Annotated in this window: 20 protein-coding genes; 11 read left to right on the top strand and 9 right to left on the bottom strand. The window is 66.0% G+C overall.

Annotation, left to right across the window (positions count from 1 at the left end; all coding sequences use genetic code 11):
- The first annotated feature begins 28 nt into the window (after positions 1–28).
- From LK542_RS00430 to LK542_RS00420, 3 genes are all read left to right on the top strand, one after another.
- Positions 29–1273 (top strand): diguanylate cyclase, encoded by a 1245-nt coding sequence (locus tag LK542_RS00430; RefSeq protein WP_227810384.1) that lies wholly within the window; start codon positions 29–31, stop codon positions 1271–1273.
- A gap of 48 nt (positions 1274–1321) precedes the next feature.
- The gene (locus LK542_RS00425; RefSeq protein ID WP_227810383.1) at positions 1322–2281 is read left to right on the top strand and encodes a hypothetical protein; all 960 of its coding nucleotides are present in this window, start codon (positions 1322–1324) and stop codon (positions 2279–2281) included.
- 100 nt (positions 2282–2381) lie between these two features.
- On the top strand, positions 2382–3272 hold the full coding sequence (locus LK542_RS00420; protein WP_227800026.1) for a bile acid:sodium symporter family protein: 891 nt from the start codon (positions 2382–2384) through the stop codon (positions 3270–3272).
- 7 nt (positions 3273–3279) lie between these two features.
- Here the strand turns inward: LK542_RS00420 and LK542_RS00415 are convergent, their stop codons facing one another.
- Genes LK542_RS00415 through LK542_RS00405 form a run of 3 tightly spaced genes read right to left on the bottom strand, consistent with a single transcriptional unit; the run spans position 3280 to position 5827 of the window.
- Entirely contained in the window at positions 3280–4659 is a 1380-nt protein-coding gene (locus tag LK542_RS00415) for a hypothetical protein (protein ID WP_227810382.1), read from the bottom strand.
- Between the two features lie 23 nt (positions 4660–4682).
- The gene (locus LK542_RS00410; protein ID WP_227810381.1) at positions 4683–5432 is read right to left on the bottom strand and encodes an ATP-binding cassette domain-containing protein; all 750 of its coding nucleotides are present in this window, start codon (positions 5430–5432) and stop codon (positions 4683–4685) included.
- The gene (locus LK542_RS00405) at positions 5429–5827 is read right to left on the bottom strand and encodes a GntR family transcriptional regulator (RefSeq protein ID WP_227810380.1); all 399 of its coding nucleotides are present in this window, start codon (positions 5825–5827) and stop codon (positions 5429–5431) included. The genes LK542_RS00410 and LK542_RS00405 overlap by 4 nt, the downstream gene beginning before the upstream one ends.
- 199 nt (positions 5828–6026) lie before the next feature.
- Here LK542_RS00405 and LK542_RS00400 point away from each other — a divergent pair, with 199 nt between their 5' ends.
- Positions 6027–7913, top strand: coding sequence for an ATP-binding protein (locus LK542_RS00400; protein WP_227810379.1), 1887 nt, complete (start codon positions 6027–6029; stop codon positions 7911–7913).
- A gap of 144 nt (positions 7914–8057) precedes the next feature.
- On the opposite strand, the gene LK542_RS00395 is transcribed toward LK542_RS00400, so the two are convergent.
- The 4 genes from LK542_RS00395 to LK542_RS00380 all read right to left on the bottom strand — a co-directional run bounded on the left by LK542_RS00395 (position 8058) and on the right by LK542_RS00380 (position 11276).
- Complete coding sequence (locus LK542_RS00395) at positions 8058–8642, bottom strand: TerD family protein (protein ID WP_227800021.1); 585 nt, start codon at positions 8640–8642, stop codon at positions 8058–8060.
- Positions 8643–8669: 27 nt separating this feature from the next.
- Complete coding sequence (locus LK542_RS00390) at positions 8670–9365, bottom strand: TIGR00266 family protein (RefSeq protein ID WP_227800020.1); 696 nt, start codon at positions 9363–9365, stop codon at positions 8670–8672.
- A 54-nt stretch (positions 9366–9419) separates the two neighbouring features.
- The gene (locus tag LK542_RS00385) at positions 9420–9995 is read right to left on the bottom strand and encodes a TerD family protein (RefSeq protein ID WP_227800019.1); all 576 of its coding nucleotides are present in this window, start codon (positions 9993–9995) and stop codon (positions 9420–9422) included.
- Between the two features lie 234 nt (positions 9996–10229).
- Positions 10230–11276, bottom strand: a complete 1047-nt coding sequence (locus LK542_RS00380) for a DUF475 domain-containing protein (protein ID WP_227800018.1) — start codon at positions 11274–11276, stop codon at positions 10230–10232.
- 132 nt (positions 11277–11408) lie between these two features.
- On the opposite strand from LK542_RS00380, the gene nhaR reads away from it, so the two are divergent.
- From nhaR to LK542_RS00345, 7 genes are all read left to right on the top strand, one after another.
- Positions 11409–12317, top strand: coding sequence for a transcriptional activator NhaR (gene nhaR, locus LK542_RS00375; RefSeq protein ID WP_227810378.1), 909 nt, complete (start codon positions 11409–11411; stop codon positions 12315–12317).
- Positions 12318–12377: 60 nt separating this feature from the next.
- Positions 12378–13724, top strand: coding sequence for a hemolysin family protein (locus tag LK542_RS00370; RefSeq protein ID WP_227800016.1), 1347 nt, complete (start codon positions 12378–12380; stop codon positions 13722–13724).
- A 107-nt stretch (positions 13725–13831) separates the two neighbouring features.
- The gene (locus LK542_RS00365; RefSeq protein WP_227810377.1) at positions 13832–14635 is read left to right on the top strand and encodes an alpha/beta fold hydrolase; all 804 of its coding nucleotides are present in this window, start codon (positions 13832–13834) and stop codon (positions 14633–14635) included.
- 3 nt (positions 14636–14638) lie between these two features.
- Complete coding sequence (locus LK542_RS00360; protein WP_227800014.1) at positions 14639–16204, top strand: ATP-binding protein; 1566 nt, start codon at positions 14639–14641, stop codon at positions 16202–16204.
- An 88-nt stretch (positions 16205–16292) separates the two neighbouring features.
- Positions 16293–16508 carry a hypothetical protein gene (locus LK542_RS00355; protein WP_227810376.1) on the top strand — a complete coding sequence of 72 codons (216 nt, stop codon included), beginning with the start codon at positions 16293–16295 and terminating at the stop codon, positions 16506–16508.
- Positions 16509–16517: 9 nt separating this feature from the next.
- Positions 16518–16940 (top strand): HIT family protein, encoded by a 423-nt coding sequence (locus LK542_RS00350; RefSeq protein ID WP_227810375.1) that lies wholly within the window; start codon positions 16518–16520, stop codon positions 16938–16940.
- Between the two features lie 680 nt (positions 16941–17620).
- The gene (locus LK542_RS00345) at positions 17621–18376 is read left to right on the top strand and encodes a TerC family protein (protein WP_227800010.1); all 756 of its coding nucleotides are present in this window, start codon (positions 17621–17623) and stop codon (positions 18374–18376) included.
- Positions 18377–18394: 18 nt separating this feature from the next.
- On the opposite strand, the gene map is transcribed toward LK542_RS00345, so the two are convergent.
- Both map and LK542_RS00335 read right to left on the bottom strand, forming a co-directional pair.
- Complete coding sequence (gene map, locus LK542_RS00340) at positions 18395–19162, bottom strand: type I methionyl aminopeptidase (RefSeq protein WP_227810374.1); 768 nt, start codon at positions 19160–19162, stop codon at positions 18395–18397.
- Entirely contained in the window at positions 19159–19401 is a 243-nt protein-coding gene (locus tag LK542_RS00335; RefSeq protein ID WP_227800556.1) for a ParD-like family protein, read from the bottom strand. The genes map and LK542_RS00335 overlap by 4 nt, the downstream gene beginning before the upstream one ends.
- Between the last annotated feature and the right edge of the window lie 27 nt (positions 19402–19428).

Here is a 19428-nt window from a genome sequence, read left to right as displayed (position 1 = left end):
ATGGTAATCAGCACACCTGCTTACCGTTATGCCCACGCCCTACGCCGTGCCTGCCCTGCCCATCCGCCGGAGCGCCGCCACCCTGGCCGTCGCGCTCGCCATCATCCTGGCGATGAGCATCTTCTTCGTGCGTGAAGTGGTCGACCTGCGCCAGGCCATGGGCGCCCTGCGCCAGAACGATGCGGCGCGGATCCAGGTCCGCAATGTGCTGCTCAACCTGCTCAATGCCGAGACCGGGCAGCGCGGTTACCTGCTCACCGGCGACCCGGCCTATCTCCAGCCCTACCAGCTCGGACGCGACAGCGTGCGCGAGCACCTGCAGCAGGCCGAACAGTCCGGCTACCAGGACCCGCAATTCCTGGCCAGCGTGCGCAAGCTGGCCCTGATCAGCGAGAGCAAACTGGAAGAACTGGAACGCACGGTGCAGCTCAGGAAGCGCGGCGACCCGGAGGCTGCCATGAACATCGTGCGCGAAGGCTTCGGCCGCCAGAAGATGCTGGAAGCGCGCCAGCTGATCCAGGACGAAGTCGCCCGCCTGCGGGTGGCGCGCGACACCATCATCGACGGCTTCAACGAACGCCTGCTGCGCGCTGCGGCGATCCTGGTCGTGATGCTCTCGACCGTGGTGGCGATGGCCCTGCACGCCTGGCGCTCCTTGAGCGCGGCGGCGCGCCGCAACAATGAACTGGCCAAGCGCCTGGCCATGGAAGCCTCGCACGACGTCCTCACCGGCCTGCCGAACCGGCGCTTCTTCGACCGCTGGGCGCGCCGCCTGGTGGCCAGGAGCCTGCGCAGCGCCAAGCCATTCACCCTGCTGGCGATCGACCTGGACCGCTTCAAGGAAGTCAACGACACCTACGGCCACGGCGTGGGTGACGAGGTGCTCAAGGAAGTCGCGCTGCGCTTCCAGGGGGCGCTGCGCGGCGGCGAATTCCTGGCGCGCCTGGGCGGCGACGAATTCGTGGTCCTGATGGAAGGCGACATTTCGCGCAACGAGGCGACCAGCATCGGGCGGCGCCTGATCGACAGCCTGTACCCGGCCCTGCACCCGAGCACGGCCGACAACGCGGTCGGCGCCAGCATCGGCGCCGCCGTATTCCCCCACAACGGCACCGACCTGGAAGGCCTGATGCAGGCCGCCGACGACGCGCTGTACGCCTCCAAGCACGGCGGGCGCGGCATGCTGTCCTTCGCACGCGTCGAGCCCGGCATGGCCGCATCCCTGCCCGCCGACACCCAGGGCGCAACCCCCACGGCGGGGGCTGTTTTCTAGCGCGGGGCTGCCCTACAGTTTCAGCCGACCCCACTCTTCCGGATCGGTATGAAACACTCCTTCTCCCTCGCGGCCGCGCTGGCGGCCTGCCTCGCGGCGCAGCCCGTGTCGGCCAACGACTTCCTCAATAATCTGGCAAAGCAGGCGGTGGGCACGGCGGTGCAATCGCTGGCCAACCAGATGACGGCGAAACCGGCCACGACCCCTGTCGCACCTGCAGCGGCCAGGGCCCCGTACGTGCGCGCCGGCAGCACGCCGCAGCGCATGCGCCTCGAGGACGGCACCGTGTTCTACGCCGACTACATCGTCGACTACTGGAGCCGGCCGGACGCCGATACCCGCGGCAGCACGCCGGATACCGACGCCCTGGGTTATATCCGGCCCGTGTCGGGGCAATGGAGCGGCGTCAAAAAGCAGCCGGAATACGCCGCGCTGCAGCGCAAGCTGGAACGCATCATCGGGCGTGTGCTGGAACAGCCCGCGCTGGTAAACATCCGCGGCGCCAGCCTGGGCTGGATTCCTTCGTTCGGATATGAAAGCGGGGGACCGATTCCGGCCAGCATGTCGCTGATCGCCTATCCGATCACCCTCGGCGACAAGGACACCCAGCGCTTCCCGGACGGCACCTATCACACCCCGGGCGAGGGGCCGGTCCTGAGGATCACCGTCAACAACCCGGAAGAGATCGGCTCACGCGTGTCCTCGGGCAGCTACAAGGGCATGACGGTGCTGCGCTACGGCTACATGTTCGTGATCGCGAATACCGAGCGGCCGAGCCACGTCGACGACGGCCACGGCCGCAAGGTGGTCAACCCGGACCTGCTCGACAAGTCGCGCCCGCGCTCGGACATCCAGTTCATGACCGTCTACGTGGGCGCCGCCGGGCCGACCATGAGCAACCTGACGCACAAGCGCGTCGAGCCGACCAGCAATGCCGGGCGCCTGTTCGGCACCCTGTACAACACCGACTGGCGCGCCATCCTGGAAGAAGCCAACACCATCCGTTGACGCTTTTTTACCGCTTCGCTCAGCAGCTGCTCTACACTGTCATTACGGCAGGCAGTGCGGCATGCGCTGTCGCCGATACCAACAATAACGGAGACAACGCATGAGCAACTTCATCACCCTGCTGCCCACCCTCCTGATCGGCGCGCTGGCGCTGATCATGTTCGGGCTGGGCCTGTCACTCACCCTCGGCGACTTCCGCCGCCTGCTGGGCCACCCGAAGGCCGTGGTCCTGGCCCTCGTGCTGCAGGCCGTGGTGCTGCCGGCGATCTGCTACGGCCTGATCGTCGGCCTGGGCGTAGCGCCGGTGTACGCCGTCGGCCTGATGCTGCTGGCGGCCTCGCCCGGCGGCGTATCGGCCAACCTGTTCAGCCACCTGTTCGGCGGCAACGTGGCAATGAACATCTCGCTCACCGCGATCAACACGGTGCTGTCGATCGTCAGCCTGCCCCTGATCGCCAACTTCGCCATCGACACTTTCGCCCGCAGCGGCCAGGTGGTGCCGATGCAGACCGCCAAGGTGGTCGAGGTGATCGTGATCGTCCTGATCCCGGTGGCGCTCGGCATGTTCGTGAAAAGCCGCGCACCCGCATTTGCCGCGCGCATGGACAAGCCGATGAAGCGCTTCTCGATGGCGGTACTGGCCCTGCTGGCCGTGATCGCCATCGCCAAGGAGTGGAACGCCATCACGACCTCGTTCGCCTCGATCGGCCTGGCCGTCATCCTGTTCAACATCGCCAGCCTGGGCCTGGGCTACTACGTGCCGCGCCTGCTCGGCCTGGACAAGCCGAACGCGATCGCGATCGGCTACGAGATCGGCATCCACAATTCGACGCTGGCGATCTTCGTGGCGGTGTCGGTGCTGGGCGACTTCCAGCTGATGCTGCCGGCGGCGATCTACTCGGTCAGCATGTACGTGTTCGCCACCGCCTTCGGCCTGCTGGTGCTGGGCAGGAAACAGCAGGCCGCGGCAACGGCGCCCACCTCCGCCTGAGCGGCATTCACGCAAGTCGCCCGGCCGGGAAGGCGCAGGGCGATGCGCGCATCGTGCGCAGGCCGCGCGCCACTGCGAACAGGGTCGTCGCGATGCCGAGCACTGCGGCGACTGCCATCACCGGCAGGCCCGTAGCCCGGCCGATCGGGAAGGCAAGCAGCAGATCGGCCGTAAAGAACAGCAGTAGCAACAGGATGCCCGCCACGCTGGACAGGTTTCTGCCGGCGTGGTCGCGCAGCGGCAGCGCGACCATCGGCAGGGCCAGGCAGCAGATGCCCGCCAGGCGCAGCACTGCCTCGCCATCCGCACCGCCGAGCGCCAGCAACAGCAGGCCGGCAGCACTGGCCAGCAGCCAGCCCCCCAGTGCGCGCTGCACCAGGAAACGGCCGAGCCGGCGGTTGAAATCGGCGCTCGTGGCTGGCGCGGTCGGCGCCAGCCGCGCCAGCGCCTGCTCCGCCGGATTGCTGTCCGCCAGCTGTCCCAGGCGCAGGCAGAACGAGAGCGGCACGAACAGCAGGACCGCGGCAAACATCCAGCCGATGCCGCGCACCACCTCGGCATCGACCCGCCAGGCTGTAAGCAGGCCGACGCAGCCCAGGACCAGCGCCAGGATGCCTGTTCCGACCGCCATCTCGGCCGGGTGGTGGACAGGACCGAGCGCGTGCAGCAGCAGGCGCCGGCCGTCGCGGCGGGCGCTGTCGCGGCGCAGCGCGGCGGCGTACCAGCCCCGGGTATTGAAACCGCCCAGTTGCGCGACCAGGGGATCGCGCTTGGCGGCGGTATCCGTCCAGCGGGTGCGCCGCGCCTCCATGCTCCAGTGCCGCTCGCCGCCCTGCGGAAACATGGCCCGCACGGCCACCACGATCACGACGGCATAGACCGGCAGCGACAGCAGGATGACGATCGGATGCGACAGCGCGCCCGTCAGTCCCGACAGCTTGCCCGCGAAACCGGCGCACAGCCCTCCCACGACGACGATCGTGGTGCCCGCCGGATGGCCGGCCGCGGCAAGGCCCGTTCCCATGGTGATGAGCACGACCCAGAACAGCGCTGCGCCCAGTTGCGTGGTGCTGGTATAGGGCGCGCTCGCGATGCCGGCAAGGCCGGCGAAGCACACCAGACAGGACAATTCGACCAGGCGCCGGCGCGCCTGCGGCACCAACCGGGCGTTGGCCGGGTTGTTGAGTTTCACCGCGCCGGGCATGAAGCGCCAGGCCCAGTTCATCAGGAGGATGACGCAGGCCGCGCACCAGAAAAAGGCGAGCGCCGTGCGTGGGCCCTCTTTGGCCGCCGCTGCGCCGACGGCGATCACCACCAGACACAGGCAGCAGCCGATCAAGCGTGTCGATCGCGGCTCCGCATGCGTCACCGCGGCCTGCCACAGCATCCGGTACTCCCGCAGGCGCGCCTTCATTTGGTCACCTCGATGAACAGGTCCTCCAGGCTGACCGGTTCGGCGCGGGTGCCGCCCGTGACCTTACGCGCGCCTTCCAGCAGATCGTCGAGCTGGCCCTGCAGCGCAATGCGGCCATCCTTGAGGAAGGCGACGTCCAGCGCCACCCGTTCCAGGTCGGTCAGGATGTGGGTCGAGAACAGCACCGTGGTGCCGCGCTCGATCACGCCGTCCACCAGCTCGGACAGAAACGCGCGCCGCCCCGCCGGATCGAGCGCGGACACCGGCTCGTCCAGCACCAGCAGTTCCGGGTCGTGCGCCAGCGCGCGGATGATCGACAGGCGCTGCTGCTCGCCGCCCGACAGGCGCCCGATCGGCTTGTTCAGCAGCAGCGCGTCGAAGCCCCAGCGCTCCAGCAGGGCCTCGACCTTGACCGTGTTCCAGCGCGGGTACATGGCCTTGAAGTAGTCCAGCATCTGCAGGGGCGTCATCCACTCGAACAGGTTCGGTTTCTGCGGCACGTAGCCGATGCGGGCGCGGTTGGCGTCGGACAGCGCCGCCACGTCCGCGCCGAACAGGCGCACGCTGCCCGCATCCGTTTCGCGCAGGCCGAGCAGGCATTCCATCAGCGTCGACTTGCCGGCGCCGTTACGGCCCAGCAGGCCGACCACCTGCCCCTGCCGGATCTCCCAGTCAAGGCCGTTCAAGACGATGGCGCCGCCGAAGTGCTTGGCCACGCCGCGCATCTGGATGATGGGTGGAGTCACGATTGTTCCTTCAGGATGTGGGTGAAAAGGGAAAGCACAGTGGCGGGATCGAGTTCGAGCTCGCGCGCTTCGCGCGCGGCGCGTTCCAGAGTCGGGCGCAGCAGCGCGCTGCGCTCTGCCTCGCTGCGCACGCTGCGCGGACGCTCGGCCACGATCATGCCGAGGCCGCGCCGGCGCGCCAGCAGGCCCTCGTTCTCGAGCAGGCTGTAGGCCTTGGAGACGGTCATCGGGTTGACCGCCAGCGCCGAGGCGACCTCGCGCACCGAAGGCAGCTCGTCGCCCGGCGCCATCTGGCCGCCGGCCACCAGGCGCCGTACCTGCTCGACGAGCTGGCGGTAGATCGGTTCGGTCGAGCCGGGCGTGATCGAGAAAAGCTGGGATGTGTGGGTCGCCATCGCGGGTCTGGTGTATGGGGTCTGCGTATATGTGTATTAATCGAGTAATACACTATCGCCGCACCCCTTGCCTGTCAAGCAATCGGCGCAAAATATGCCGTGCGGATATATCCCACCGCAAACAAAACTATGACATGATGCGCACGCCGGCCTTGCTGCATTGCCGCTTGCGCTTCACCCACAAACAAGAAAAAGACCCATGTCCTCCAGCCCAGATGCAGCCCTCGCGGCCGCCCCCCACGCCTACCCCGAGCTACGCTTCCGGGAACTGTTCGAGCAGGCCCCGGTCAGCCTGCAGATCCTCGATCCGGAGGGCTATACGGTGCAGGTCAACCGGGCCTGGGAAGCGCTCTGGCACATCTACGAGGGCAGCGAGCTCAAACGCTACGTGCTGAGCCGCGAGTACAACGTGCTGCGCGACCCGCAACTGGTCGAGAGCGGCATCAGCGCCTACCTGGCGCGCGCGTTGGCCGGCGAATCGGTCGAAGTCCCCGCCATCCATTACGACACCGCGGCCCTGGGCCAGCCGGGCCGCGCGCGCTGGGTCACCGCGCGCGCCCATCCCATCAAGGACGGCGCCGGCCGGGTGGTCGAAGTCATGCTGATGCACGAAGACATCAGCGCGCGGGTCGAAGCCGAGACCGCGCTGCGCGAACGCGAGGAGCGCTTCCGCACCCTGGCCATGGCGACCTCGCAGATCGTCTGGACCAATACCGCGGACGGCCGGGTGCTCGAGGATTCGCCGTCCTGGCGCGCCTTCACCGGCCAGAGTTACGAGGAATGGTGCGGCCTTGGCTGGCAGGATGCCCTGCATCCGGACGACCGCGCGCGCGTGGCCGAGATCTGGGCCGCCTGCGTGGCCACGCACAGCGTGTTCGAGACCGAATACCGGCTGCGCCGCGCCGACGGCGTGTACCGCTGGACCGCGGTCAAGGGCATTCCCATCCTCGGGCCTGACGGCGCGGTACGCGAATGGGTCGGCGCCAACCGCGACATCCACGACAGCATCACACAGCAGGAAGGCCTGGCCGAGCGCCTGGGACGCGAGCAGCGCCAGTCGGCCCTGCTGGCCAAGGTGGCCAACGCCGCGCGCACGCTGCACACGGCCTTGCGCAGCGAGGACATCGCGGACGCGCTGGCGCAGGAAGTCGGCGCCATCCTCGAATGCGCGCAGGTCGAGGTGTCGCTCGACGCCGGCGACGACTGCACGCCTGCGGGCCCTGGCGCGCTGGCGGTGCCGCTGGTCGACCGCAAGGGCCGCAGGATCGGCTGCATCCGGGTCGCCGGCAAGCACAAGGGCGACTTCGACGAGCAGGACGAAGCCATCCTGGTGCAGCTGGCGGCGATCGCCGCCACCGGCTTCGCCAACGCCCAGCTGTACGGGTCGCTGCGCGATCAGGACCGGCGCAAGGACGAGTTCCTCGCCATGCTGGCGCACGAGCTGCGCAACCCGCTGGCGCCGATCGCGTCCGCCGCCGAGATACTCCGGATCGCCGCCAATCCCGAACGCATCCGCGCGTCGAGCGAGGTGATCACGCGCCAGGTGCGGCACATGACCTCGCTGGTGAACGATCTGCTCGACGTGTCGCGCGTGACGCGCGGCCTGATCAAGCTGGACCGCACCCTGGTCGGCATCGAATCGGTGGTGGCCAGCGCGGTGGAGCAGTCGCGGCCCCTGGTGGCTGCGCGCGGCCATGCGCTGTCGCTCGAGGTGGCGCCGGAACTGGCCGGCGCGCAGGTCGAGGGCGACGCCACGCGCCTGGTGCAGGTGATCACCAACCTGCTCAACAACGCCGCCAAGTACACCCCGAACGGCGGCGCCATCGACCTGCGCGCAACGCGCGACGGCGCGCGCGTGCAGCTGTGCGTGGTCGACAACGGCATCGGCATCGACGCCGCCCTGCTGCCCCACGTGTTCGACCTGTTCACCCAGGCCGAGCGCACGCCCGACCGCTCCCAGGGTGGCCTGGGCATCGGACTGGCGCTGGTGCGCACCATGGTGGCCTTGCATGGGGGCGAAGTGCAGGTGCACAGCGAGGGCAGCGGCAAGGGCTGCACCTTCACGGTCTGGCTTCCACTAGCGTAGGGTGGTCGGCTCTGCCGACCGCGCGTTCAACCATAAGCAGAGTTGTCGAACCGAATCCGTCAGTCGGACGCGCGGTCGGCGAAGCCGACCACCCTACAAAAAAAGAGCCGGGCAAGCCCGGCTCTCGTTACATCTAGCGATGGATCACAGGTGCGGCGTGATCAGCGGCATCAGGTCGTCGAAAGTACGGCCGGAGCCGTTCTCGCCGATCGCATGCATCTTCCACTCGCCGTTGTGCTTGTACAGCTTGGCCATGATCTGGGCCGTGTGGGCGCCCTGCACCGACAGGTTGAAGCGCGCCACTTCCTGGTTGTTGCCGGCGTTGATCAGGCGGCAGTAGGCGTTTTCCACGGTCGAGAAGTTCTGGCCCGTGAAGCTGTTCACGGTGAACACCAGCGACTTGACGGTGGCCGGGACGCGCGACAGGTCGACGCTGATCTGTTCGTCGTCGCCGTCGCCCGCGCCGGTGCGGTTGTCGCCGGTGTGGGTGATGCTGCCGTCCTTGCTCTTGAGCTGGCGGAACCAGACCACGTCGACCGGACGGTTCGATTCGTCGAACAGCACGACCGAGGCGTCCAGGTCGACCGGCTGGCCGGCGCCGCCGCCGAAGCCGAAGAAGCCCTTCGACTTGGCCACGTCCCAGCCCAGGCCCATCGTGACCCGGCTCAGCGCACCGCCGGCTTCCTTGTCCAGCGAAATCTTTTGACCCTTTTGCAGATTCACTGCCATGTCATTCTCCTAGTAGTTAGACGTCGTTCAGCGCGCCGGGGCCTGCATCCAGGCCTTGAATGCCATCCGGTTGCGCGAGCATACATAGACTTTGCCTTTGCCCGAGAAGCGGAGCACCATGCCCTCGCCGCTCGTCTGGCTGTTGATCAGGTTGCCCAGGAAGCCACTGTTCTGACCGGTCGTGACCGAGATCTCGTAGCGCAGCCCGCTGTCCCAGCACACCACGTGCGAGTTGTCGATGATCGCGTCCTTCCCCGGTTCGACGTCCAGCATCGACATCGAGCCGAAGCCCGACACCACCACCTGGCCGCTGCCCGTCGTCTCGGTCACGAAGAAGCCGCCGCTCTGCGCGAACAGGGCGTTGCCCAGGCTCTGGGTGCGGACCTTCAGGTCCACGCCCGAGGTGGCGGCGACAAAGGCGCCGTCACTGATGATGTACTGGTTCGGACCGCAGTCGATGGTCTGCATCGCGCCCGGCAGGGTCGGCGACAGCAGGCAGTCGCCGTCGCCGCGGGTCGCCTCGATGTGCTGCTGGAAGAAGGACTCGCCGTTGGCAAAGGTGCGCATCAGCGCGCTGCCGAGGCCACCCTTCATCTTGCCCTTCAGGTCGAGCGTCGATTCCATCATCACCATCGCATCCGATTCGCAATAGATGGTTTCGCCGCGTCGCATCGAGACATGCAGGAAGGGATCGACGTCCCCGGTCACGGTAAATACTGGCATGAGGACTTCCTTTCGTGGGCGGCCCGCGCCATGTGCGCGAGCCGCGAGCAATGATTAAACGTTGACGCCGTAGTTGCGGGCCAGCGGACCGAGGCCGCCGTTGAAGCCCTGGCCGACGGCACGGAACTTCCATTCGGCGCCGTTACGATACACCTCGCCGAAGATCATCGCCGCTTCGGTGGAGCTGTCTTCCGACAGGTCGTAGCGCGCGATCTCGCTGTTGTTGGCGCCGTTGACGCAGCGGATGAAGGCCTTGCCGACCATGCCGAAATTCTGGCGGCGTGCTTCGGCGTCGTGAATGGTCACGCCCAGCACGACCTTGTCGACGTCGGCCGGCACCTTGGACAGGTCGATGTTCACGGTTTCGTCGTCGCCCTCGCCTTCGCCGGTGCGGTTGTCGCCCGAGTGGACCACCGAGCCGTCCGCCGACTTCAGGTTGTTGTAGAAGATGAAGTCGCTATCCGAACGCACCTTGCCCTGCGAATTGAGCAGGAACACCGCGCCGTCGAGGTCGAACGCTGCGCCGTCGGTGGCGCGGGTGTCCCAACCGAGGCCGACCTTCAGATTGGTCAGGCCAGGAGCTTCTTTCGACAGGTTGACGTTGCCGCCTTTTTGCAGACTGATTGCCATGATTGTGACTCTCCTAAAGTTGTACTGCTTGAACACCGGGGTATCACGCGTGACGAGCTGGTGTTCTGCCGCTCGTCGCGCGGTTCGTTGCGCCGCATTGCCGTTGTAGGGTGGGCGGCTATGCCGCCCACGCGGTCAACCAGCGCATGCGTTACTACTCAACTCTTACTTTCACTGCGTGGGCGTTCGTCATTCCGGGCATTGCCCGGAATGACCCCGCCCACCCTACGCTGCTTACGCAGGCAGTGCCGCGTGCTTCCGCTTGTGCTTGATCGAGCTCCACAGCGAGGCCAGGATGAAGGCCAGGCCCACACCGCCGGTGATCAGCTCCGGCACGTGCATGTGCATACTGACCAGCATGATCACAGCCAGGATACCGATCGCGTAGTGCGCGCCGTGCTCCAGGTAGACGAATTCGTCGAGCGTGCCCTGGCGCACCAGGTAGACCGTCATCGAACGCACGAACATCGCACCGATCGCCAGGCCCAGCATGATGATCACGACATCCTGGGTGATCGCGAAGGCGCCGATCACGCCGTCGAAGCTGAACGACGCGTCGAGCACTTCGAGGTACAGGAAGCCGCCGATACCGCCGGTCTTGACCATGTTGCCCACGCCGCTGCTCTCGTCCGACTCGCTCTTCTCGAGCAGGCTGGAGATCATGTCGACGCCGATGTACACCAGGATGCCCCATAGGCCGGCGACCAGCACGATCATCTTCTGCGCTTCCGCGATCCAGCTGGTCGAGTACAGCAGCGCGCCCAGCGCGACCAGCACCGAGATCGAGGACACCTTGCCCAGCGAACCCAGCTTGCGCTCGATGTTGCCCAGCCAGTGGACTTCCTTCTCGTCATCCAGCAGGAAGTTCAGGAACACCAGCAGCAGGAACATGCCGCCGAAGGCCGCCACTTCCGCGTGGTGGTTGGTCAGGTGCGACGAAAACTCCTTCGGATTGGTCAGCGCCAGGTTCCAGACGTCCATCATGCCCAGGTCGGCCGCTACCGCGACGATCACCAGCGGGAATACCAGGCGCATGCCGAACACGGCAATGATCATGCCCAGGCCCAGGAACAGCTTGAGCCAGAACTCGTTCCAGCCCTTCAGGACCGAGGCGTTCACCACCGCATTGTCGAACGACAGCGAGACTTCCATGACCGACAGGATGGCGGTCACGCCGAGCGCGGTGACCATGCCGGCGACGCCGCCATGGTCGTACCCCCACCAGCCTGCCAGGCCCATACAGACGGCGGTCACGATAAATGACCACGTAAAGTGCTTCATGTTTGGTTTTCCCCTTGTTGAGTATTTTCGATAAAACTTCGTTGTTGTTGAAACGACAGACGCAGTGTAGAGTTTGTGTGCGTCTTAAAAAAGCGAAGATATTCGAAGAATTACTTCATAAAAACCGAAGCAATGAACCATAGTCCCCCGAATTTCCGCCACCTCTACTACTTCTGGGTGGTCGCCAAGGAAGGCAGCATCACGCGCGCCGCCGAGCGCCTCGGACTGGCGATCCAGACCGTCAGCACCCAGCTGGCCCAGCTGGAACAGTCGATGGGCAAGGCCCTGTTCACCCAGCAGGGGCGGCGCCTCAATTTAACCGAGGCAGGCCGCCTTGCCTTGTCCTATGCCGACCAGATCTTCCTTTTGGGGGAACAGATGCAGGAAGCGCTGGCTGAATCCGACAGCGCGCGCACCCGCCTGACGGTCGGCATTTCGGACTCGCTGCCCAAGCTGACCGCCTACCGCCTGCTGGAAATCGCCACCCAGCTGCCGCGCCCGGTGCGCCTGGTGTGCTACGAGGGCGAATTCGAGGAACTGCTGGCCGACCTGGCCCTGCACAAGCTGGACGTGGTGCTGACCGACCGCGCGGTGCGCTCCGGCACCACCCTGCGCGTGTTCAGCCACCTGCTCTCCGACAGCGAGACCATTGTGGTGGGCGCGCCCAGCCTGGTGAAGGACTGGGGCGGGGACTTCCCGCGCTCGCTGAACGGCGCGCCGTTCCTGCTACCGACCCGCAATAATGCCCTGCGCGGGAAGATCGACGAATGGTTCGAGCTCTCCGGCGTGCGGCCCGACGTGGTCGGCGAATTCGAGGACAACGCCCTGCTCAACACCTTCGGGCGGCGCGGGCTCGGCCTGTTCTTCGCGCCCTCCGCCCTGGTCCACGACGTCGAGGAGCAGTTCGGCGCGCTGCCGGTCGGACGGGTGCCGCAGGTGCGCGAACACTTCTATGCCATCTCGAACGAACGCAAGATCAAGCATCCGGCCGTGGAAGCCATCCTCTCCGCGGTTCACCAGGGAGTCCTCGCTGGCACATAAGGCAGGCATGAGCGGTACAATGGGTGTCGGCTATTGCCATTTTTTAACTTAATCGCTTCAATGGAAAACTTTTTATTCGTCGTTCTCGCCCTGTTCCTGGTGGCGCTGAACGGCTTCTACGTGGCGGCTGAATTCAGCATCGTCACGTTGCGCAAGACCCGCGTTCGCGCCATCGCCAAGACCTCCGGCCTGCGCGGACGCATCCTCGGCAAGGTCCACGACAAGCTCGACGCCTACCTCTCCGCCTGCCAGCTCGGCATCACCCTCGCTTCGCTGGGCCTGGGCTGGGTTGGCGAACCGGCCTTCGCCAGCCTGCTCGAACCCGTCTTCGCCATGCTGGGCGTGACCTCGCCCGAACTGATCCACGGCGTGTCCTTCGTGGTCGCGTTCTCGGTGATCTCCTTCCTGCACATCGTGGTCGGCGAGCTGGCGCCGAAGTCGCTGGCGATCCGCATTCCGGAAGTGGTGGCGCTGTGGTGCGCGATCCCGCTGTACGCCTTTTACTGGGCCATGTACCCGGCGATCGCCCTGCTCAACGCCAGTGCCAACATGGTGCTGCGCGTCGCCGGCCTGGCCGGCAGCGGCAGCCACGAGACCCACTACTCCACCGACGAGCTGAAGCTGATCCTGCGCAGCAACACCAACACGCCGGGCGAAAAATTCACCAACGACGAGCGCAACATCCTGGCCCAGTCGCTCGACTTCAGCCAGCTGGCGGTCTCCGACCTGATGCGGCCGATCAACGAGGTGAGCGCGCTGTACGCCAGCCGCACGCTGGAAGAAAACATGGAGACGGTGCGCCGCAACCGCTTCTCGCGCTACCCCTACTTCGACGAGGAAGGCGAGGAAGTGCTGGGCGTGATCCACCTGAAGGACCTGTTCTTCGCCCAGCAGGCCGGCCGCACCATCCTTGATCTGACCCAGCACCTGCGCCCCGTGGAGACGATCTCGGCGCGCACGCCGGCCCAGGACATCTTCCGGCGCTTCCGCAGCGGCGCCCCGCACTTCGCCCTGATCGGCGAAAAGGGCAAGCGCCCGGTCGGCTTCATCACGCTCGACAACCTGCTGGGCGCGATGGTCGGCGAGATCCGCGACGAGTTCCGCATGAACGAGAACGACTGGATGTCGCAGCCCGACGGCACGTATATCGGCAAGGCCAGCCTGCCGATCTTCTCGCTCGAGCGCCTGCTCGGGATCGACATCGACAACGAAGAGATGGGCCTGGACGACGTCGAATCGGTGGGCGGGCTCCTGATGGCCAAGCTGGGCGATATTCCCAAGCAGGGACAGCGCATCGACTTCCCGCAGTTCGACGTGGTAGTGAAAAAGATGAACGGACCGCGCATCCTGCTGGTGAAGGTCTACCCGAAGCTGGAACGCATCGATGCGGACGACGAGCACGACTGAAACGTTTCCAGCATCAAGTTCTCACAAAGTTGTTGCGTTTGCAATATTCATAGAGCATACTGCGGATTGACGTGATTCCCCAGCGGTAGCAACCACGAGGAGCGCAGATGTCCGTGCAAGTCCGCAACAACGTCCATGTCAGCGGCAACGGCGGGGCCACCATGGTGTTCTCCCACGGCTTCGGCTGCGACCAGACCATGTGGCGCTACCTGGCCCCCGCCTTCGGCGAGCGCTACCGCGTCATCACCTACGACCTGGTCGGCAGCGGCCGCTCCGATCTCTCCGCCTATGACCACGCGCGCTATGCCACCCTCCATGGGTACGCGGACGACCTGCTCCAGATCCTCGACACCTGCGCCACCGGCCCGGTGATCCTGGTCGGCCATTCGGTGAGCGCGATGATCGGCATGCTGGCCACCATCAAGGCTCCCGAGCGTTTCCTTGCCCAGGTCATGGTGGCGCCATCCGCCTGCTACATCAATCATCCCGGTTACGTGGGCGGCTTCGAACGCGAGGACATCGACGAACTGCTCGAGACGATGGAAGCGAACTACCTCGGCTGGTCGAGCAGCCTGGCGCCCGCCATCATGGGCGCGCCCAACCGCCCCACCCTGCGCGAGGAGCTCGCCGACAGCTTCTGCCGCAACGATCCCGACATCGCCAAGCACTTCGCGCGCGTCACCTTCCTGTCCGACCACCGCGCCGACGTGCCGGCATCCACGACGCCGGCCCTGGTCCTGCAATGCAGCGAGGACCTGATCGCACCGCGCAGCGCGGGCGACTTCCTGGCCCGTCACCTGCCCCGTTGCGAGCTCCATGTGATCGACAACATCGGGCACTGCCCGCACATGAGCGCCCCCACCGCCAGCACGCGCGCGATCGACGCGTTCCTGGCCGCCACCCTGGACTGAAACATGGATAGCGCCGCGATCCCCGCCGACGCGCTGTACGATGACGCCCCTTGCGGCCTGCTGCTGGCCGACGCCGACGGCCTGCTGCTGCGCGCCAACGGCACCGCCTGCGGCTGGCTCGGCTTTCAATTGTCCGAGCTGGCCGGCATCGTGCGCATCCAGGACCTGATGACCGTGGGTGCGCGCCTGTTCCACCACACGCATTGCGTACCGCTGCTGCAGGTGCGCGGCTCGGTGGCGGAACTGCAGATCGACCTGCGCCACCGCGACGGCACCCGCCTGCCGATGCTGGTGAATATCGTGCGCCGCATCGTGGACGGCCAGGTGCGCGACCAGTGGGCCCTGTTCATGGCCACCGAACGCCAGTCCTACGAGCGCGAGCTGCGCAACGCGCGCCGCGCCGCCGAGGAAGCGCTGGAAGCGCGCCGCGGCGCCGAACTGCAGCTGCAGTCGCTGAACGCCGCGCTGTCGGCGGCCGACCGGCGCAAGGACGAATTCCTGGCCACGCTGTCGCACGAGCTGCGCAACCCGCTGGCGCCGCTGCGCAGCGCGCTGGAGGTGATGCGCCACCTGCCGGCCGATGGCGGCGGCCACGCGCGCCTGCTGTCGGTGTTCGACCGCCAGCTGCACCACCTGACCCACCTGGTGGACGACCTGATGGAAGTCTCGCGCATCACCCAGGACAAGATGGAACTGCGGCGCGAGCCGCTCGACCTGACGGCGCTGGCCCGTGCCGCCGTGTGCGACACCGCCGGCCTGATGGAACAGGCCCACCACCGGCTCGAGGTCGAGCTGCCGCCGCAGCCGGTGCTGGTCGACGCCGACCCGACGCGCATCAACCAGGTGCTGGTCAACCTGCTGACCAATGCCGCCAAGTACACGCCGGACGGCGGCCGCATCGCGCTCACGCTCGCCATCGAGGACGGCGAAGCGGTGCTGGCGGTGCGCGACAACGGCATCGGCCTGCCGCCGCAGGCCCTGCAAACGGTATTCGACATGTTCTCGCAGCTGGAGCCGGCCCTGGAGCGCTCGCGCGGCGGCCTGGGCATCGGGCTGTCGCTGGTGCGCGGCATCGTCGAGCTGCACGGCGGGCATATCGCCGCCGCCAGCGAGGGCGAAGGCAAGGGCAGCTGCTTCACGGTGCGCCTGCCCTTGCTATTCGACGCAGCGCTGCCGGAACCGACCGCGGCGCCGACGCCGCCCCCGGCGCGCATCCTGGTGGTGGACGACAATGCCGACGCCGCCGAGATGCTGCTGATGGCGCTGGAGCTGTTCGGCTGCGAAGTGCGCGCCGCCCATAGCGCCAGCGCGGCGCTGGAACTCGCGCAGGAATTCGCACCGGAAGTCGCCCTGCTCGACATCGGCCTGCCCGACCTGAACGGCTACGAGCTGGCGCGGCGCCTGCGCGAAACCGAGACCGGCCGCAAGATGCGCCTGATCGCGGCCACCGGCTGGGGCCAGGAAAAGGACCGTCAGCGCGCCTTCGACGCCGGTTTCGACCATCACCTGACCAAGCCGATCGACTTCGAGCGGCTGCGCAGCGTGCTGGGGCCGGGCACGGCCGGCTGAAGCTGCCCGGCGTGACAATGTGCTCATTTTCGGGCGCCTGCGCGTGCTATCCTGAACTTCCGGTCCGTTTTCGCTTGTTACAGCACCTGTGAAGATCATCCATTTTCCCCTCCGCGTCCAGCTGGCGTTCTACGCTTTCGCCCTGAGCTTCTCCAGCGCGGCCATCAAGTGCTTTTCGCTGCTGAGCGGCCTCGCGTTTCCGACCGCTTTCTACATCGCCGGCGGCATCGTCAGCGTGGTCATCTTCTGGCTGTTCTTTGCCCTGATGCTGAGCGTGATGTGCTGGCCGGACGAGCGCACATAAGGACGACCCATGGACTACGACAACAACAACCCGTTCGCACGCATCCTGCGCGGCGAGCTGCCTTGCGTGAAGGTCTACGAAGACGAGCTGACGCTCGCCATCATGGACATCATGCCGCAGGCGGAAGGTCACGTGCTTGTGTTGCCGAAGGAGCCGGCGGCCGAGCTGTTCGGCTTGTCCGACGAGGCGGCGGCTGCCTGCATCCGCACCACCAAAAAGGTGGCGACGGCGGTGAAGGCCGCCATGGGGGCGCCGGGGGTCATGGTCGCCCAGCTCAATGGCAGTGCAGCGGGCCAGACTGTGCCGCATGTGCACTTCCATGTCATCCCGCGCGAACAGGCGGCCGTGCTCAAGCCGCATGCGGCTGTAGCGGCGGATGTCGAGCAGCTGCGCCAGATCGCGGCCCGGATCATTGCCGCCTTGCCGGCCTGATTCTCGGCAGACTGCATGAGACGGACACTTGTTGCACGGACGCTTTCGCTCATCTGCCACCCGGCTTTGCTCACCCCGGTCGCAGCCATATTGAGTGTCTTGACGAAGAGTGGATCCAAACCTGCGCTTCCACTGCTCATCCTTGTCTCTCTCTTCCTGGGTGTCAGCGTGGTCACCTACAGCTGGATTCAGGTACGGAGCGGACATTGGCGACATGTCGATGCATCCGTGCCACGAGAGCGCCGCCAGCTGCATACGGTCCTGTTGCTGCTGTTTCTCGGAGTGGCAGCAGTGCTGTGGGTAGCTGGTCAGCCTCTCCGCATGGTCCTGGGCACCGCCTGTTGTGGCCTGCTGATCGTACTCGCCTGGTTATGCCGCGATCGGCTAAAGGTGTCGCTCCATGCGAGTTTTGCGATATTCGCAGCAGCTTTACTTTGGCCTGATATGGCCAGCACTACCGTTGTCCTGCTTCTCGCATTGGCCGTGTCCTGGTCGCGTCTCGTCCTTGGCCGTCATACGCGACAAGAAGTCGTTGTCGGCTTGCTGTCAGGCGGCATGACCGGCTTGGCGTTCAACCTCGTTCCAGCCGCTTAGAGCGCACGGGCCGATCCAGCACTCACAGACGAAAACGTCACCAGGCCGCAGGCTGCTACCATGGCGTTTTTCACAAGGGAGCGATAATGGAACTGCTGGCCGACCCGAACGTCTGGATTGCCTTCCTGATGCTGAGCGCCCTCGAGATCGTCCTCGGGGTCGACAACATCATCTTCATTTCGATTCTCGTCGGCCGCCTCCCGCCGGAAATGCGGGACAAGGCAAGGCGCCTGGGCCTGGGCTTCGCCATGGTGTCGCGCCTGCTGCTGCTGTTCTCGCTGAGCTGGGTGATGGGCTTGACGGCAGATCTCTTCAATGTGTTCGGCCAGGGCATCAGCGGACGCGACCTGGTGCTGCTGTTCGGCGGCCTGTTCCTGCTCTACAAGGCCTCGCACGAGATCTTCGTGGAGGTGGAAGCCAAGGACGCGGCCGGGCCGCAGGACGTGGCCGGCACTGCCGCCGCGGCCGCGGCGACCAACAAGCTGTTCTGGAGCATCATCGGCCAGATCGCCGTGATCGACATCGTGTTCTCGCTCGATTCGGTCATCACCGCGGTCGGCATGGTGGACCACATCGCCGTCATGGTGGCGGCCGTGATCTTTTCCGTGCTGGTGATGCTGGTGGCGGCCAAGCCGATCGGCGAATTCGTCGACCGCCATCCCTCGGTGAAAGTACTGGCCCTGGCCTTCCTGGTGATGGTCGGCATGGCGCTCACGGCGGAAGCCTTCGAGGCCGACATCCCGAAAGGCTACATCTACGCGGCCATGGCTTTCTCGCTGGTGGTGGAGGGCCTCAATATCCGTGCCCGCGCCAAGCGCAAGGCCTTGCCGCCGCGGATCTGACAGGGGACGGTGCCGGCTTCAAGCCGGCACCGTTTCCCCGGGCCGCAAGGTCAGCACCTTGACGCCGCTGCGCGTCACGGCGACCGTGTGTTCGAACTGGGCCGACAGTTGCCCGTCGACGGTGACCACCGTCCAGCCATCGTCTTCGGTACGTACGGCATGGCGTCCCTGGTTGAGCATCGGCTCGATGGTGAAGGCCATGCCTTCGCGCAGCACCAGGCCGGTCCGGGGCCGCCCCCAGTGCAGCACCTGCGGCGCTTCGTGCATCTCGCGGCCGATGCCGTGGCCGCAGTATTCCCGGACGATGGAGTAGCCATGCTTGCGCGCATGGCGCTCGATCGCATGGCCGACGTCGCCCAGCCGGGCGCCGGGACGCACGGCGCGGATGCCCTTCCACATCGCTTCATAGGTAGTCTTGACCAGCTTCCTGGCTGCCGGCGACACCTCACCCACAAGGTAGGTCTTGCTGGAGTCGGCAATGTAGCCGTTCTTCTCGAGGGTGATGTCGAGATTGACGATGTCGCCGCTTTGCAGGATGTCGCTGTTTGAAGGCACGCCGTGGCAGACCACCTGGTTGCGCGAGGCGTTCAGCGCATAGGCGTAGCCGTACTGGCCCTTGCTGGCAGGCCGCGCCTGCAGGTCTTCGACGATGTAGCGGTCGACCATATCGTTGACCTGCATGGTCGACATGCCGGCCAGGCTCTGGCGGTCCAGCCAGGCGAACACCTGCGCCAGCAGCCGGCCCGACTCGGCCATCAGCGCGATCTCTTCCGGACGCTTGATCATGCGGCCGATACCTTGACTGCTTCAGGCACGCCTCCGGCCACCCTCACCTTCTCCGGGGCGACCCCGGCAGCCTTCAGTTCGCGCGCGACAAGCTCGTTGAAGCTCAGCGTCGGGTTCATTTCGCACAGCATGCCCACCTTGATCCAGAACGCCGCCTGCGCATTGATCGAACGGCAGGACACGCTGCTCGCCTTGCGGATCTGGTCATGCACTTCGTCGTCAATATTTACAATACCCATCATACACTCCATATATATTCCATATAT

Source organism: Massilia sp. IC2-477, from assembly GCF_020707265.1.
In the GTDB taxonomy this organism is placed as follows: domain Bacteria; phylum Pseudomonadota; class Gammaproteobacteria; order Burkholderiales; family Burkholderiaceae_D; genus Telluria.
This window is presented reverse-complemented; position numbering and strand designations above follow the sequence as displayed.